Origin of the sequence: Herbaspirillum sp. CAH-3, from assembly GCF_009668275.1 — a bacterium.
Classification (GTDB): domain Bacteria; phylum Pseudomonadota; class Gammaproteobacteria; order Burkholderiales; family Burkholderiaceae_D; genus Herbaspirillum; species Herbaspirillum aquaticum.
In genome coordinates this window covers 345881-362571 of the sequence record NZ_VSWE01000001.1, presented here as the reverse complement: position 1 = coordinate 362571, position 16691 = coordinate 345881, and the positions used below count along the sequence as shown (strand labels likewise).

Genomic DNA, 16691 nt, shown 5'->3' with positions numbered 1-16691 from the left:
GACAAAATCAGAGCCTTATCTCTACAACTTCGACAACATGTAAGCCAACTGGCGGAGAGGGTGGGATTCGAACCCACGGTACGGGAAACCGTACGCCTGATTTCGAGTCAGGTACATTCGACCACTCTGCCACCTCTCCGGTTAACTTCGGTCGTTCAACTGCGTGGTGCAGCGAAGACAGCGACTATAGCAGAAACATTTTCGGAGTGGAACTATTTTTTGAAAAAACTTCAAAAAATTATCTTCCCGCCATTGCATCCTGCTGCGGACGTACTATTCGCAACCCTCACCAATCATCATTCACACTTAAAATAGCGGAAGTGAATTGCTTATCATCATCTTGTCATAAATCACTTCTAGCATCCGTAAACTATTTTCTGATGCACCGCCGTTCTTTGGAACCTTCAACCCCGGATTCAGCCAGATGGCTCCCCTCTCCAGCACTTCCTTCCCGCTCGGCGCCGAAGTCGTCGACCTGATCGCCCGCGCCTCCGGCGCCGCCTTGCGCAGTGCAGACGATCCGATGTTGTCATTGCTGCATGAGATCATCGCCCAGCGCAAGCTCTCGGCGCTGTTCCAGCCCATCGTGCGCATGCGCAATGGCGAGATCCTGGGATATGAAGGTTTGATCCGCGGCCCGTCCAATACCCCGCTGCATTCGCCGCTGGCGCTGTTCAAGGTGGCACGCGCGCACAACCTGTCGGTGCAGATGGAATACCTGTGCCGCCACATCGTACTGACCCGCTTCGCGCAACTGGGCCTGCCAGGCAACCTGTTCCTGAACGTCTCGCCGGGTGCGCTCATGCAGCCGGAGGCGATCCAGGGCGAAACCCTGCGGTATCTGGAAAAGCTGGGCGTCAATCCGCAGCGCATCATCATCGAACTGACCGAGAACGAGCCTACCTACGACTATGCCCTGCTGCGCAATGCCGCCATGCATTACCGCGACATGGGCTTCCAGATCGCCATCGACGACCTGGGTGAAGGTTTCTCCAGCCTGCGCCTGTGGTCGGAGCTGCAGCCGGAATACGTCAAGGTCGACATGCACTTCGTGCAGGGGATCAACCATGATCCGATGAAACTGCAGTTCGTCCGCTCGATCCAGGAAATTGCCGAGAAATCCGGCTCCATCGTCATCGCCGAAGGCATTGAATCCCAAGCCGAGTTGCTGACCATCCGCGACCTCGGCATTGCCTGCGGCCAGGGCTACCACATCTCGCGCCCGCTGCCGGAGCCGCCGGTGTCGATCTCGGAGGATGTCAGCAAGACCCTGCGCCGCGACAAGGTGCCACTGTCGGCCAACAAGTATGGTCCTGGCAAGCGCAGCGCGACGGTGGCCAAGCTGCTGCGCGAGACCCAGTACGTGAGCCCGGAAGTGACCAATGATGCGGCCTACGACATGTTCGTCAATGATCCGCAGCTGCAGGCCTTGCCGGTGGTCAGCAATGGCTTGCCGATCGGGCTCATCAACCGCTACAGCATGGTGGAACGCTTTGCCCGCCTGTATGGACGCGAGCTGTACGGCAAGAAGTCCTGCGCCTTCTTCATGGACCCCAATCCCATCCTGACCGAGCAGGACACCAGTCTGCAGGACCTCTCCAACCTGCTGGTGCATGCCGAGTCGCACCACCTTTCCAACGGCTTCATCATCACCGATCGCGGCCAGTATGTGGGCCTGGGTACCGGCCACGACCTGCTGCGCGAGATCACGCAGATGCAGATCGACGCCGCCCGCCACGCCAATCCGCTGACGCAGTTGCCGGGCAACGTGCCCATCAACGATCACATCGAATACCTGCTGCAGAGCGGCGTGGAATTCTGCATCTGCTACTGCGACCTCGATCAGTTCAAGCCCTTCAACGACGTCTACGGCTATCGCAAGGGCGACGACATGATCCAGGCCACCGGCCGCGTGCTGCAGCAGGCCTGCGACCCCAACCTGGATTTCATCGGGCATATCGGCGGGGACGATTTCCTCATCCTGTTCCAGAGCGAGGACTGGGAAAAACGCTGCCGCACCATCCTCGACACCTTCGAGGCCGACACCCGCAGCTTCTATTACGACGAAGACGTAGCGCGCAATGGCTACTACACCGAGGACCGCCAGGGCAACCGGGTCTTCCACCCGCTGGTGTCGCTGTCGCTGGGCTCGGTGAAGATCGAACCGTCGCAATACTCGTCACCGCACCAGATCGCCTCGGCCGCCACCCGCGCCAAGAAGGAAGCCAAGAAGATCCAGGGCAACAGCCTCTTTATTGAGCGCCGCATCCCGACAACCTTCTCCTGGGCGCTCAAGGACGCTTAACCAGCCTGCTTGCGAAAACGTTTTCTCACTCGGTGCGAAGATAAAAAAACGGCTGCCTCTTGCGAGGCAGCCGTCTTCATTTGGCGCTCAGGAAAACCGGATCAGGCGCCCGGCACCAGCTTGGTCACGCCGCCCATGTAGGGCTGCAGCACCTCGGGAATGTCCACGCTGCCATCGGCCTGCTGGTAGTTTTCCAGCACGGCCACCAAGGTACGGCCCACGGCCAGGCCCGAACCGTTCAAGGTATGCAGCAGTTCCGGCTTGCCTTGGGCATTGCGGAAGCGGGCCTGCATGCGGCGCGCCTGGAAGGCCTCGCAGTTGGAGACCGAGGAGATCTCGCGATAGGTGTTCTGCGCCGGCAGCCAGACTTCGATGTCGTAGGTCTTGGCCGCACCAAAGCCCATGTCGCCGGTGCACAGGGTGATGACGCGATACGGCAGGCCGAGCTTCTTCAAGATGGTCTCGGCGTGGCCCAGCATCTCATCCAGGGCTTCGTAGGACTTCTCCGGATGGACGATCTGCACCATTTCCACCTTGTCGAACTGGTGCTGGCGGATCATGCCGCGCGTGTCGCGGCCGTAGGAACCGGCTTCCGAGCGGAAGCACGGCGAGTGCGCCGTAAACTTCATCGGCAGCGCATCGCCGGCGACGATTTCATCGCGCACGAAGTTGGTCAGCGGCACTTCGGCCGTGGGGATCAGGTACAGCGCGGCGTTCTCGGCCTCGCCTTCCTGGCCGCCCTTCTTGGCTGCGAACAGGTCCGCCTCGAACTTGGGCAGCTGGCCGGTGCCACGCAGGCTGTCGGCATTGACGATGTAAGGGGTGTAGCACTCGGTGTAGCCATGCTCCATGGTATGGGTATTGAGCATGAACTGCGCCAGCGCGCGATGCAGGCGGGCGATGCCGCCCTTGAGCACGGCGAAGCGCGAACCGGTCAGCTTGGTGGCGGTATCGAAGTCCAGGCCCAGGGGGGCACCGACGTCGACGTGATCCTTGATCTCGAAGTCGAAGCTGCGGGGTGTACCGACCTTGCGCAGCTCGACGTTACCGCTTTCGTCGTTGCCGGCGGGCACGGATTCGTGCGGCAGGTTGGGCACGGCCTGCAGGAACAGGGTCATCTGCTGCTGCACTTCTTCCAGGCGGGTGGCGGACGCCTTCAACTCGTCGCCGATGCCATTGACTTCGGCCATGACGGCGGAAGCGTCTTCACCTTTGCCCTTGAGCATGCCGATCTGCTTGGACAGCGAATTGCGCTTGCCCTGCAGTTCTTCGGTACGGGTCTGGATCTGCTTGCGCTCGGCTTCCAGCGCATTGAAGCCGGCCACGTCCAGGACGAACTTGCGGGCCGCCAGGCGGGCTGCGACGTTCTCGATGTCTTTACGGAGGAGTTGAATGTCGATCATGGGAAGAAATTACGATAGGGTTGGTGCTCGAAAACGCGATTGTACCAAGTCGCGCGCCCGCCACGGGCCTCCCGTGCGCCGGACGCCCAATAAAATCCGGCCGCAGCGGTAGCCGCCATCGCCCATGCGGGTTACCATGCGGCCCATTGCATCCCTCATGAGACCCGTTTGCCCATGTCCGTCCAGCCCGATCCCCGTCCGCCGCGCGAAGTCCCTGTCCTGTTTTCCCTGCTGGGCCTGGTCGCCGCCCTTTCCGTGGGCTTGTGGGCGGGCATCCACTACATGTCCAACGAGGCCAGCCTGTTCTACGGACTGATCGCCGGACTTTCCTTCGGCGCCACCTTTGCCTTCGGCCAGCAGATCAAGAACCGCCTGGTCCCGCCCAAGGTCCGCAAGACCGACTGGAAGGTGCAGGCCCCGGGTGCAGCCGAGCTGTCGCCCACGCGCGTGGCCGCGCAGCAGGCGCGCAAGATCAGCGTGGAATTCGACGATGAAGAAATCCGCACCATGGTGCGCGGCGCCAAGCGCGAAGGCATTGCCTGGAGTGCAGTCGATGACGTCACCATCCGCATCAGCGACGATGCCCTGCCGCAGCCGCAATGGATCCTGGCCGGCAAGAGCACCGAGGGCATCAAGGGCGTGCTGGTCCCGAATGACGCCGATGGCCTGGAAGCCTTGATGGAAGCCATGAAGACCCGCTTGCCCGGCTATGACGATGACAAGAACTACGAAACCGTGATCGCCGCCATGTCCGCCATGGAAGGCAGCTTCCACATCTGGCACCGCCCTGCGGCCTGAACCCCGTCAGCGCAGCGGCTTGGCGCCCGCTGCCAGGGCTGGCTCCTGCGCCAGTCGCTGCGCCAGAAACTGCACGAAGGCGCTCAGGCGCGGCGGCAGATGGCGCGTCGCCGGATAGAGCGCCCACAGCTCGCCGCAATAACGCGTCCTGAAACTCCACTGGGGCAGCACCTGCACCAGATTCCCGTCTTCCAATGCCGGCCTGGCGATGAAATACGGCAGGCTGGCAATCCCCAGATGCCGCAGCGTGGCATCGAGCCGCACGCCGGTATGGTTGGCGGCATACCTTCCCCGTACCTCGACATTGACGGACTTTCCCTGCCGGCGAAATCGCCAGCGTGCGTCCGCCGGTGATTCACCGAGGTAGATGCAGCTGTGCTCCTTCAAGGCCTGGGGGTGGGCGGGCATCCCATGGCGCTGCAGGTACTGCGGCGTGGCGCACAGGAGATGGTCGATGCGCATCAGGCGCCGGCCCATCAGGCCAGGCGGCGGCTGGTCGGTGATACGGATGGCCAGGTCGACCTGGTCGTCGATGAGATCCATGTAGCGGTCTTCCAGTCGCAGCAGCACATCCACCTTGGGATGCGCGGCCAGGAAATCCGGCATGTGCGGATGCACCAGCGCATGGCCGACCGCCTTGGGCACGCTCACCCTCACCTGCCCTTGCGGCTCGGCATCGAAGGCGCCGGACACCGACAGCACGGCTTGCGCGGCATTGAGCATGTCGCGGCAGCGGGCGTGGATTTCCTCGCCGCTGTCGCTCAGGCGCAGCTTGCGGGTGGTCCGCTGGAGCAGTTGCGTCCCGAGGGCCTTTTCCAGCCGGGCCACGGCGCGGCTGGTGGCCGAGGGCGTGGCACCGAGTTGCCGTGCCGCTTCGGAGAAGCTGCCGGTCTCCACCACCTTGGCGAAGACGGCCATTTCGTTCAGGAGGGCGATGCTTTGATTTGTGCTCATGGTGCAAAGATCCTTTGCGTCGGTGCCGGATTATCGCAACTTCGTGCGGCCGATACAATGCAGGACACTCGCAGCAAGCCACGTTGAAAGCCTAGCCATGACTGATCGCCTTTACCTGACCGACCGCGCCTTGCGCGCTGACATCCACGTGCTCGACTGCGCCCCGCAGGACGATGGCCGCTACGCCGTGCGCCTTTCGGCCACACCCTTTCATCCACAGGGCGGCGGACAGCCCAGTGATACCGGCCGGATCGGCGACGTGGAAGTACTGCGCGTGGTCAGCGAAAGTGAAGGCATCATCCATTACACCGCCGCCCCCGTCGTACCGGGCCCGGCCGTGGCGACCGTCGACGCCGAGCCGCGCCAGCTGCATGCGCGCCTGCATTCGGCAGGCCACGTGATTGGGCAAGTGATGGCAGAACTGGGATGGAAGCCAACCAAGGCCCATCACTGGCCGGGAGAGGCGCGCGTGGTGGGCGTGGCTGCAGCAGCTGACGGCGCAGCGCAGGAACTGGTGCCGGCGGAACTGGAGCGGCGCTGCAATGACTTGCTGGCGCAGGATCTGCCCTGTGTGATGGCCATGGAGAATGGCTTGCGGCAGATTGGATTTGGAGAACTGCCCGCCTACCCTTGTGGCGGCACGCATGTGGCGGCCTTGGGGGAGATCGGGCAGATCCGGATTGAATCGGTGCGGATCAAGAAGGGGGAGGCGTTGGTTCGATATGACGTCGTTGCCTGAACACTATTGCTTACGCGCTTCTTCATCCCACTGCCGCAGCGTATTGAGCTTCTCACCAATCTTGATTTCCAACCCCCGCGGCACAGGCTGATACCACCCCGGCTCGGCAATACCGTCGGGCAGATACGTCTCCCCCGCCGCATAAGCATTGGGCTCATCATGGGCATACCGATATTCATGCCCGTAGCCCAATTCCTTCATCAGCTTGGTCGGCGCATTGCGCAGATGCACCGGCACCTCGCGGCTCTTGTCCTGCTTCACGAAAGCGCGCGCAGCGTTGTATGCGTTGTAGCCAGCATTGCTCTTGGCCGCCACCGCCAGGTAGATCACCGCCTGCCCCAGCGCCAGTTCGCCCTCCGGGCTGCCCAGCCGCTCATAGGTCAGCGCGGCATCGTTGGCGATCTGCATGGCGCGCGGGTCGGCCAGGCCGATGTCTTCCCAGGCCATGCGCACGATGCGCCGCGACAGGTAGCGCGGATCGGCACCGCCGTCGAGCATGCGCGTGAGCCAATACAACGCGGCATCCGGATGCGAACCGCGCACCGACTTGTGCAGCGCTGAAATCTGGTCGTAGAAATTGTCGCCGCCCTTGTCGAAACGGCGGCTGTTGAGCGTCAATGCGTTCTGCAGGAATTCGGCCGTGACCAGCTGGGTGCCGGTCGTGTGCGCCGCAGTCTGGGTCTGCTCCAGCAGGTTCAGGAAACGCCGCGCATCGCCATCGGCGTATCCGATGATAGTCTCCGTAGCTTGCCCGTCGAACTGCAGGTCGCCCAACGCCTTGTCCTGCGCACGCTTGAGCAGTTGCTTCAACTCCTCATCGGTGAGCGACTTGAGCACATAGACCTGCGCCCGCGACAGCAGCGCCGAATTGACTTCGAAGGAAGGGTTCTCGGTGGTGGCGCCGATGAAAGTCACCAGCCCGCTTTCTGCATAGGGCAACAGCGCATCCTGCTGCGACTTGTTGAAGCGGTGGATTTCATCGACGAACAGGATGGTGTGCTTGCCCATCGCCAGATTCTGCTCGGCCTGCTCCATGGCCGCACGGATATCCTTCACGCCCGAGAACACTGCCGACAGCGCGATGAATTCACAATCGAAGGCAGTCGCGGTCAGCCGCGCCAGCGTGGTCTTGCCCACGCCCGGCGGCCCCCAGAAGATCATCGAATGCGGCTTGCCGGACTGGAAGGCCAGGCGCAGCGGCTTGCCCTCGCCCAGCAGGTGCGACTGACCGATGACCTCGTCCAGCGTCTTGGGCCGCAGGGCCTCCGCCAGCGGCGCGGCTGGCTCTTGCGCAAACAGGTCAGCCATGGGCAGCCTCCTGCAGGCAGCGGGAATCAACAGGCAAAGAGGTCGGCCACAGCGCGGCCAGCGAAATAAAGTTCATAGTCATCAGGATGCGGGCGCAGCGCCGGATTGCAAGGCGCATTCACCAAAGGCCGTAGTCTAACGCAGCAGGCCGCCGCGAGGGCGATGGCGCGATGACGGGCTGCGCCTGCAGCCATCAGCGGCAGCGGTTAAAATGCCGCCTGCGCGTTTTTCTTCACATCGCCCTTTTACCTGCCCTTTCCCCTGCTTTCCATGCCCTTCGTCGTCACCGATTCCTGTATCCAGTGCAAGTACACCGATTGCGTCAGCGTCTGCCCCATGGACTGCTTCGTGGAAGGCCCGAATTTCCTGGCCATCGATCCGGACGGCTGCATCGACTGCTCCATGTGCGTGCCGGAATGCCCGGTCGGTGCCATCTACAACGCCACCGACCTGCCCGCCGCCCTGTCGCACTTCGAGGACCTCAACGCCCGCCTGGCCAAGCTGCCCAGCTGGAAACCCATCACCAGGGCCCAGCCGCCCCTGCCCGATCATGCGCAGTGGAAAGACGTTAGCGACAAGCTGCCGTTGCTGAAAATGCCCGAGCCCTGACATCCACGCGCCCGACATGAAAACAGCCCCGCAGGCATGCGCTTGCGGGGCTGTTTTCATGTGAAGGGGGAAACCGATCAGTTCTCGAACACGTCCGCACCCTTCGGCACCGTGAAGTTGAAGCTGTTGCCCTTGAGCGGCGGATTCTTCTCGAAGCTGTCGAAGCTCAGCACCGAGATCTGGCCAAAGGAATCATGCAGTTCCATGGCCACTGGCGTGCCGTTCTTCAGGCCGATGCCGATGTTGTCGAAGGTCGTATCCTTGCTCTTGGGTACGGCTTGCAGCCATTCCAGTCCATCCTTGGTGCCGGCTTCCTTCAAGGTGAAGTTTTTTTCCAGGTCATTGCTGCCGAAAAGGATGGCCGCCGGCGAAGAGCCCAGCGCATTGCCCAGTTTCTTGGTGGTGACCTGGTTGAGGTCCTTGTCGTAGATGAAGAGTTTTTCCCCATCGGCCTGGATCACCTGCTCATAGGGCTTCTGGTAGGTCCAGATGAATTTGCCCGGACGCGAAAACACGAAGCTGCCACTGGAGGTATTGACCACCTTGGAGCTGCCGTTCTCGACCCGCACCATGCGCTGGGTGAACGCCCCCTTGGCCGATTGCGTACTGCTGACGAACTGCTTGAACTGGTCCAGCGCAGCAGCCGAGGCGCGGCCGGGGGTCAGCGCGGTGATGGCGATGGCACTGGCCACCGCCAGTGCCGAAAGACCGGCTGCCATGACCAGGCGGCGCAGGTTCAAGGTGCGGGCTTGCGCAGTGCGCGAGCGGAGAGCGTTTCTGGAATTGTCCATGTTATTCGATTCCTTCTTGACGGATGCCACCAGCAAGGTGGCGGCCGGCGCGACAGTGGCCGGCCTTCTGGGCGTGCTGTTGATGACGGGATGCAATCTGGCAGGAACGCGGCTTATTCAGCCGCATCGCTGGCACCTGCCGGCACCAGGATTTCACGGTTGCCATTGGATTGCATGGTGGAGACGAGACCGCTTTGCTCCATCTGCTCCAGCAAACGCGCCGCGCGGTTGTAGCCGATGCGCAGGTGACGCTGTACCAGCGAGATCGAGGCCCGGCGATGTTTCAGGACCACGGCCACGGCCTGGTCGTACATCTCGTCACCTTCGCCGCCACCGGCACCGGCCGCAGCACCGCTGCCACCGCCACCGTCGGCGTCCTCCAGCACGCCTCCCTCTAGGATGCCCTCGATGTAATTCGGTTCCCCCTGGGATTTGAGGTGCTCCACCACGCGATGCACTTCGTCATCCGAGACGAAGGCGCCGTGTACGCGCACCGGCAAGGCCGTACCCGGCGGGTTGTAGAGCATGTCACCCATGCCCAGCAGGGTTTCGGCACCCATCTGGTCAAGGATGGTGCGGGAGTCGATCTTGGACGACACCTGGAAGGCAATGCGCGTCGGCACGTTGGCCTTGATCAGGCCGGTGATGACGTCCACCGACGGCCGCTGCGTGGCCAGGATCAGGTGGATGCCGGCCGCGCGCGCCTTCTGGGCGATGCGGGCAATCAGTTCTTCCACCTTCTTGCCCACCACCATCATCAGGTCGGCCAGTTCGTCGATGATGATGACGATGGTTTCCAGCTGCTCCAGCGGTTCCGGCGCATCCGGGGTGAGGCTGAAGGGATTGGGGATCTTCTCGCCGCGCTTCTCGGCGTCGATGATCTTCTGGTTGTAGCCGGCCAGGTTGCGCACGCCCAGCTTGGACATCTTCTTGTAGCGGCGCTCCATCTCTTCCACCGCCCAGTTCAGGGCGTGGCCGGCCTGGCGCATGTCTGTCACCACCGGCGCCAGCAGGTGCGGAATGCCTTCATAGATCGACAGTTCCAGCATCTTGGGATCGATCAGGATCAGGCGCACCTGGCGTGGCGAGGATTTGTACAGCAGCGACAGAATGGTGGCATTGATGCCCACCGACTTGCCCGAACCGGTGGTACCGGCCACCAGCAAGTGCGGCATCTTGGCCAGGTCGGCCACCACTGGATTGCCGGCAATGTCCTTGCCCAGCGCCACGGTCAGGCTCGAATGGCTGTCGTTGTAGACCTTGGAGCCGAGGATCTCGGTCAGGCGCACGATCTGGCGCTTGGGATTGGGCAGTTCCAGGCCCATGAAATTCTTGCCCTGGATGACTTCCACCACGCGGATCGAGGTCAGCGACAGCGAACGCGCCAGGTCGCGCGCCAGGTTGACGATCTGGCTGCCCTTCACCCCCGTGGCCGGTTCGATTTCGTAGCGGGTGATCACCGGGCCGGGATAGGCCGCCACCACCTTGACCTCGACACCGAAGTCGGCGAGCTTCTTTTCAATCAGGCGGCTGGTGAATTCCAGGGTTTCCACCGAGACCGTCTGCTGCGCCGGCGGTGCTTCATCCAGCAGGGACAGGGGCGGCAATTCGCTGTTGAGGTCATCGAAGAGGCTGGTCTGCTTCTCCTTCTGGACGCGGTCGGATTTCTGCACTTCGACGATTTGCGGTTCGATGCGGATCGGCGGCGCTTCCACGATCTTGGCGCGTTCCTGCACCACGGTTTCCTCGCGCTTGACGGCGGCTTCCTGGCCGGCACGGCGATCGGCCCGGGCGGCGAAGAAGTCGCGCACCCAGAACAGGCCATCCTCGATCATGCCACCGATGCGTTCCACCGCCGCCAGCCAGGAGACCTGGAACAGCAGCGAGAAACCCAGCCCGAACAGCAGCAACAGCAGCAAGGTGGACCCCGTGAAACCGAAGGTCGGCTGCATGCCCGAACCGATCATCTCCCCCAGCACGCCACCGGGCGAATGCGGCAGCTTGGGCGCAAAGCGCTGCATGCGGGTGAATTCGATGCCCATGCTGCCGGTGAGCATGAAGACGAAGCCGACCGCGCGGATCAGCGGTTCCTGATGGTGTTCCGGTTCCACCGGCTGGGCGACCAGGAAGCGGTTCGACAGGCGGCGGTAGCCGGTCCATACCGAGCGCCCCAGCAGCACGCACCACCACCAGGCCGAGAGCCCGAAGATGTAGAGCAGCAGGTCGGCCATCCAGGCCCCCACGCGGCCGCCCCAGTTGCCCACGCGCGGCACCGAGCTGGCCACCGACCAGCCGGGGTCGGTCTTGGCATAGCTCAGCAGGATCAGCGCCAGATAGGCCAGCAAGGCCGCCAGCGCCAGCCAGCGCGCCTCCGATAACAGCCGCACCAGACGGTTGGGCATGGGAGGCGCCGGCGTCTTGTTGGTGCGGATGTGGGCTTGACTCGTCTTGGACATAACTTCCGTACAAAAAATACACGCCGTCATTGTAACGGCATTGAATTGGCGCTTCGCGGTTTTGCGCAGGGCGGCGGGAAACCCGCTGCACAGACCCTGATCGACCGCTATCGTTCTGGTCGTGCTGTCATTTTGTTCATATTCTGGACAGCATCACTGCTACTGCCCGCCCCGCCCGCGGCTATTGCCGGCATAGCGTAATTCCATGAGCCCGGTCGGGGGCATGGACTATAATCTTACCCGTTTTGCAGCGCGGCAAACCGCAAACTTGTGCGCTGGCAACCCACCCCGCTTGTGCCGGCCGGTCTGGCTGAACTGCCAGGCCGGCCGGGAATTGAAATCCCCGGGAGTCGCCTCATTTGCAGAAGCGATCCCACAACATTTGATGAGTAGCTTATGAGCACGCCCAAACATGCCAAGGTCCTGATTCTCGGCTCCGGCCCCGCCGGTTACAGCGCCGCCGTCTATGCCGCGCGCGCCAACCTGAACCCCGTGCTGATCACCGGCGTGGAGCAAGGCGGCCAGCTGATGACCACCACTGACGTCGAGAACTGGCCCGGCGACCCGCTGGGCGTGCAAGGTCCGGAACTGATGCAGCGCCTGCTGCAGCACGCCGAGCGCTTCAACACCGAGATCATCTTCGATCACATCCACACCACCAAGCTCTCCGAGCGTCCGTTCCGCCTCATCGGCGATAGCGGCGAATACACCGCCGATGCCCTCATCATCGCCACCGGCGCCTCGGCCCAATACCTGGGCCTGCCCTCGGAACAAGCCTTCATGGGCCGTGGCGTGTCGGCTTGCGCCACCTGTGACGGTTTCTTCTATCGCGGCAAGGAAGTCGCCGTGGTGGGCGGCGGCAACACCGCCGTGGAAGAGGCGCTGTACCTCTCCAACATCGCCAGCAAGGTCACCATCGTGCACCGCCGCGACAAGTTCCGCGCCGAGCCCATCCTGATCGACCGCCTGCTGCACAAGGTCACCGAAGGCAAGATCGCCATCCAGTGGCATTCCACCCTGGATGAAGTGGTCGGCGACGACAGCGGCGTGACCGGCATCAAGATCAAGTCGACCCAGGATGGTGCCATCACCGACATCCCGGTGCACGGCCTGTTCATCGCCATCGGCCACAAGCCCAACACCAGCATCTTCGAAGGCCAGCTGGAGATGCAGAACGGCTACCTGAAAACCCGTACCGGCACCGAAGGCTTTGCCACTGCCACCAGCATCGACGGCGTCTTCGCTGCGGGCGACGTGCAGGATCACATCTACCGCCAGGCCATCACCAGCGCCGGCACGGGTTGCATGGCGGCACTGGATGCACAGCGCTACCTCGAAGGGCTCGAATAAGCAAATAAAGCCATGTAAAATGCTGCGCTGCGAGAACTCGCAACGCAACGGGCACTCCAAAAGCCGGTGACGAGTTGTCGTCCCGGCTTTTTTGTTTCACTCGAGCAATCCAACACAAGAATCATCAAGACCGAGGAAAGCATCGTGCCCTATCACTCAACTCCCTCCCGCGCCGGCGTGCGATCACCGGGCATCAAGGCGGTATTGGCCACCATGAGCCTGGGCGCCGTGCTGGTGGCCTGCAGCGCTTCGCGCGACACCCCGGTGGCCAATGCCACAGCCGGCCAATGCGATGCCTCCCGCGCCGACCACCTGATCGGCGAGAACTACAGCGGCTACGTGGAACGCCAGGCGCTGGCCGAGTCCGGCGCCACCGACATCCGCGTGCTCAAACCCGATGACGCTGCCACCATGGACTTCAACCCGCGCCGCCTGAACCTGCACGTCGATCCGGGCTTGGTCATCATCAAGGTCGCCTGCGGCTGAAGAGCTCGCCCGCTTCTGCTAAAGTAGTCACCTAGGGAACAATACGCTACAGGGTTGGGTGGCTGTCATGGCGACAATGAAGGATTTCTCGGCGCTCCAGGGATTGCGCCGCGATCTGCAGGAACAGGAAAAAGCGCGCGCACTGGCCTTGGCCGAGCGCCAGCGCCAGGAAGCGGCAGCCCGCGAGGAAGCCAACATCTTCCGCAACAGCATCGGCCAGGTGGCGCCCTTGCGTCCCGAAGTGGTCGACAAGGCGCATTACCTGCCGGAACCTCCCCTCCCCATTCCCCGCCAGCACCTGGCCGATGAACAGGCCGCGCTGCTGGAGTCGCTCTCCGACGAGTTCACCGTCGACACGCTCATGGACAGCGACGAAAACCTCAGTTTCGCCCGCCCCGGCGTGGGCATGGATGTCCTGAGCAAGCTGCGGCGCGGCAACTGGGTAATCCAGGCCCAGCTGGACCTGCACGGTTATCGCCGCGACCAGGCCCGTGAAGCGTTAGGTGAATTCTTGCGCCAGTCACGCCGCCGCGGCCTGCGCTGCGTGCGGGTGATCCACGGCAAGGGACTCGGTTCGGTGAACAAGGAGCCCGTACTCAAGCACAAGGTGCGCAACTGGCTGGCGCAGAAGGATGAGGTGATGGCCTTCTGCCAGGCCCGCGCAGCCGATGGCGGCGCGGGTGCGCTGGTGGTGCTGCTGCGTTCCAGCGAACGGGCCTGAACGCCGCTTCAGCCCGCAGTCAGATTATCCAGCATGGCCACGATGGCCTCGAAATGCGGCCGCGCGGCGGCATCAGCGCTCAGGCAAGCTTGGCGCACTCCGGCCAGGGCTGCTCGCTGCTTCTTGCCGGCGTCATCTGCCGGCTGGCCATGCGCGAGCAACTCTTCCAGCAGGCAGCCGTAGGCCCGCACCTCCATGGCCTGCACACCCCAGGCATGCGGCTGTTCGACATCGTAGAACCAGGCCGCACCAAAATCGCCCAGCAAGGCTTCGCCCTCCCGATGCAGGATGTTGTGACCATAGAGGTCGCCGTGCACGATGCCCTGCGCGTGCAGGTGGGCTGCTGCCGAGGCGATATCGCGGGCGATGGCGATCACCTGGCTCCAGGCCAGCGTGAAGCCTTGTGCATAGACATCGCGCGAGCAGGATTGCAGGCTGGGCGGGCCGGCCAGCACCTTGAAATCAGGATCGATCAACGGCATCACCAGGGCCTGCACCGCTTGCGGATGCCCATGCAACCGGCCCAGCACGGGGATGAGCCCGCGATGGCTGCCGGCCATGATGCAGGCCGCCATCTCGCGCTCGGGCAGGCCATCACTGGTGACCGCGCCCTTGAACAGCTTCACCGCCACTGGCTGCGACCTGCCCTCCACGGTCCACCGGGCCGCGTGGATCACACCGGAGGCGCCTTCCCCCAGCTTTTCGCCCAAGGCCAGGTCGTCCCAATCGATGGCCGCGACTTGCGCGTTGCGATCCGCCGCCTCTTCCACCGCCGCACACCAGGGATTGCCTGCCATGGCCAGCCAGCTCAGGCGCGGCAAGGTCAGCAGCCAATGCGGAAACGCCTCCAGCGCATTGGCCGACAGGCGCAGCAGCTCCAGGTTGCGGCAGGCCGCCAGTTCCGGCGGCAGCGCGCGCAGGCGGTTGCCCGCCAGCATCAGCTTCTGCAGGCGCGGGCATTGCCCGATGCTCGATGGCAGCTGTTCGATCCGGTTGTCGGTCAGGACCAGCCAGCGCAGCGTGGGGGGCAGCGATTCGGCAGGAACGTGCTCGATCCGGTTGGCCTTGAAACCGATCATCTCCAGCGACGGGCAGCGTCCCAATACAGCGGGCAATTCGGTGAAGGGATTGTCGGAACAGAAGACGATGCGCAGCCGGTGCAACCGCGGCAGGTCCTCGGGCAAGGCCGTCAGCTCATTGCCGCTGAGGTCCAGAATCTCAAGGGTTTCGGCCAGGGTGAAGATTTCTGGCGGGAATTCGCGCAGCCCGCACGACAGGGACAGGCGGGTAATGCCTTCCAGCGCGCCGCTGCGCAGTTGTTCCAGGGTGTGCATGCAGAGAAGTGAAGAAACGGACGAAAACGCGGATCTTACCAGCCGCCGGCCGTCCCGCTCAGAACAAATCGAGCTGGGTATCGCCCACCGACCGCCCCTGCCCCGCCGGCACCATCACTGGCCGCCTGAAGCGGCTGGCATCCAGCGTGGCGAAGGCACGATGGCGGTGATCGATACCCAGGCGCCGGCTGGCCTTCTCGAAGCGCTGGTGCAGCAGGTCGGCCCAGACCCCGGTGCCGCGCATGCGGGTGGCGAAATCGGCGTCGTAATCCTTGCCGCCGCGCATGTCCTGAATGCGGTTCATCACCCGCGCCGCACGGTCGGGGAAATGCGCCTGCAGCCACTGCCGGAACAGCGGGCTGACCTCCCATGGCAGGCGCAGCACGATGTAGCCCGCCTGGCGCGCCCCGGCCTCGACGGCCGCTTCCATGACGCGTTCCAGGTCCGGTTCGGTGACGAAGGGGATCACCGGTGCAATCGACACGCTCACCGGAATGCCGGCCTCGGCCAGCGTGCGGATCACCCGCAGCCGCCGCGCCGGGCTGGCCGCCCGCGGCTCCAGTGTGCGCGCGATGGCCGCATCCAGTGTGGTAATCGTCACCGCGACGATGGCCTGCCCCTTGGCTGCCATGGGCGCCAGCAGGTCGATGTCGCGTTCGATCAAGGAGGACTTGGTGATGAGCGCCACCGGATTCTCGCAGTCGTGCAGGATCTGCAGGATGCGCCGGGTCAGCTGGCGTTCGCGCTCGATGGGCTGGTAGGCATCGGTATTGATGCCCACCGTGATGGTGTCGGGTTCATAGGACGGCTTGGCCAGTTCGCGCAGCAGCACTTCGGGGGCATTGCGCTTGGCCACCAGGCGGCTTTCGAAATCCAGGCCCGGGGACAGGCCCAGGTAGCTGTGCGAAGGCCGCGCGAAGCAGTAAATGCAGCCGTGCTCGCAGCCCCGGTAGGGATTGAGGGAAAGTGAAAACGGCAGATCCGGCGAGCTGTTGCGGGTGATGACGGATCGGGCGTCTTCCTCGGTGACGATGGTCTTCAGGCGGGGCGGCTCATCCTCTTCCATGCCCTCGCCCGCCTCCGGCCGCGCCTCGGCAAAACGGACGGACTGCCAACCATCGTCGAACTCCTCCCGCGCCACCGACTCATAGCGGCCACGCAGGTTGGTGACCGCGCCCCGGCCCTTCTGCGCAACCTGGTCGCGGTGGATGAAGGTTTCTGGCGTCAGGGTGGCGTCGTCCTCTCCGGAGGCCGCCGAACGGGCCGGCTGCCCCGGGAAAGGCCGGGCAATGCCCTGCGGGAATTTGGGAAAAGAGGCCAAGGAAAGCTCATCGATACTGTTTTTATATACAGTATTCTGCCTTCACTTCGGACGCGCTGCAAATGCTGTTTCAATTTGTCCTCCTGCCGCATTAATCGGTTATGCTAGTTCACCCT

The 16691-nt window shown here is 63.3% G+C and carries 14 protein-coding genes and 1 tRNA gene; 7 read left to right on the top strand and 8 right to left on the bottom strand.

Features of this window, described 5'->3' with window-relative positions; translation table 11 throughout:
* Positions 1–49: 49 nt before the first annotated feature.
* Positions 50–139, bottom strand: a tRNA-Ser gene (locus FYB76_RS01695).
* 285 nt (positions 140–424) lie between these two features.
* On the opposite strand from FYB76_RS01695, the gene FYB76_RS01690 reads away from it, so the two are divergent.
* Complete coding sequence (locus FYB76_RS01690; RefSeq protein ID WP_088753645.1) at positions 425–2305, top strand: GGDEF domain-containing protein; 1881 nt, start codon at positions 425–427, stop codon at positions 2303–2305.
* 101 nt (positions 2306–2406) lie between these two features.
* Here the strand turns inward: FYB76_RS01690 and serS are convergent, their stop codons facing one another.
* The gene (gene serS / locus FYB76_RS01685) at positions 2407–3708 is read right to left on the bottom strand and encodes a serine--tRNA ligase (protein ID WP_088753644.1); all 1302 of its coding nucleotides are present in this window, start codon (positions 3706–3708) and stop codon (positions 2407–2409) included.
* A gap of 174 nt (positions 3709–3882) precedes the next feature.
* Here serS and FYB76_RS01680 point away from each other — a divergent pair, with 174 nt between their 5' ends.
* Positions 3883–4506, top strand: coding sequence for an anaphase-promoting protein (locus FYB76_RS01680; protein WP_088753643.1), 624 nt, complete (start codon positions 3883–3885; stop codon positions 4504–4506).
* Between the two features lie 6 nt (positions 4507–4512).
* On the opposite strand, the gene FYB76_RS01675 is transcribed toward FYB76_RS01680, so the two are convergent.
* Positions 4513–5460: a LysR family transcriptional regulator gene (locus FYB76_RS01675; protein ID WP_154132470.1), complete on the bottom strand. Its 948-nt coding sequence runs from the start codon at positions 5458–5460 to the stop codon at positions 4513–4515.
* Positions 5461–5557: 97 nt separating this feature from the next.
* Between FYB76_RS01675 and FYB76_RS01670 the strand changes: the two genes are divergently transcribed.
* Positions 5558–6199: an alanyl-tRNA editing protein gene (locus FYB76_RS01670; protein ID WP_154132469.1), complete on the top strand. Its 642-nt coding sequence runs from the start codon at positions 5558–5560 to the stop codon at positions 6197–6199.
* A 3-nt stretch (positions 6200–6202) separates the two neighbouring features.
* Here the strand turns inward: FYB76_RS01670 and FYB76_RS01665 are convergent, their stop codons facing one another.
* Complete coding sequence (locus FYB76_RS01665; protein ID WP_088753640.1) at positions 6203–7507, bottom strand: replication-associated recombination protein A; 1305 nt, start codon at positions 7505–7507, stop codon at positions 6203–6205.
* 270 nt (positions 7508–7777) lie between these two features.
* Between FYB76_RS01665 and fdxA the strand changes: the two genes are divergently transcribed.
* A complete protein-coding gene (fdxA, locus tag FYB76_RS01660) occupies positions 7778–8116 on the top strand; it encodes a ferredoxin FdxA (RefSeq protein WP_154132468.1) in 339 nt (112 codons plus the stop codon).
* A 77-nt stretch (positions 8117–8193) separates the two neighbouring features.
* Here the strand turns inward: fdxA and lolA are convergent, their stop codons facing one another.
* Together lolA and FYB76_RS01650 are read right to left on the bottom strand one after the other, a co-directional pair.
* A complete protein-coding gene (lolA, locus tag FYB76_RS01655; RefSeq protein ID WP_154132467.1) occupies positions 8194–8907 on the bottom strand; it encodes an outer membrane lipoprotein chaperone LolA in 714 nt (237 codons plus the stop codon).
* A gap of 113 nt (positions 8908–9020) precedes the next feature.
* Positions 9021–11363, bottom strand: a complete 2343-nt coding sequence (locus tag FYB76_RS01650; protein WP_088753637.1) for a DNA translocase FtsK — start codon at positions 11361–11363, stop codon at positions 9021–9023.
* Between the two features lie 396 nt (positions 11364–11759).
* Here FYB76_RS01650 and trxB point away from each other — a divergent pair, with 396 nt between their 5' ends.
* The 3 genes from trxB (at position 11760) to FYB76_RS01635 (ending at position 13920) form a co-directional block, all read left to right on the top strand.
* Positions 11760–12713: a thioredoxin-disulfide reductase gene (trxB, locus tag FYB76_RS01645; protein WP_088753636.1), complete on the top strand. Its 954-nt coding sequence runs from the start codon at positions 11760–11762 to the stop codon at positions 12711–12713.
* A 144-nt stretch (positions 12714–12857) separates the two neighbouring features.
* Positions 12858–13199 (top strand): I78 family peptidase inhibitor, encoded by a 342-nt coding sequence (locus FYB76_RS01640; RefSeq protein ID WP_187697619.1) that lies wholly within the window; start codon positions 12858–12860, stop codon positions 13197–13199.
* Positions 13200–13266: 67 nt separating this feature from the next.
* The gene (locus FYB76_RS01635) at positions 13267–13920 is read left to right on the top strand and encodes a Smr/MutS family protein (RefSeq protein WP_186450043.1); all 654 of its coding nucleotides are present in this window, start codon (positions 13267–13269) and stop codon (positions 13918–13920) included.
* An 8-nt stretch (positions 13921–13928) separates the two neighbouring features.
* Here FYB76_RS01635 and FYB76_RS01630 read toward each other — a convergent pair whose 3' ends face one another.
* A complete protein-coding gene (locus FYB76_RS01630; protein ID WP_154132466.1) occupies positions 13929–15254 on the bottom strand; it encodes a leucine-rich repeat-containing protein kinase family protein in 1326 nt (441 codons plus the stop codon).
* A gap of 58 nt (positions 15255–15312) precedes the next feature.
* Positions 15313–16575: a PA0069 family radical SAM protein gene (locus FYB76_RS01625; protein ID WP_154132465.1), complete on the bottom strand. Its 1263-nt coding sequence runs from the start codon at positions 16573–16575 to the stop codon at positions 15313–15315.
* Positions 16576–16691 lie beyond the last annotated feature (116 nt).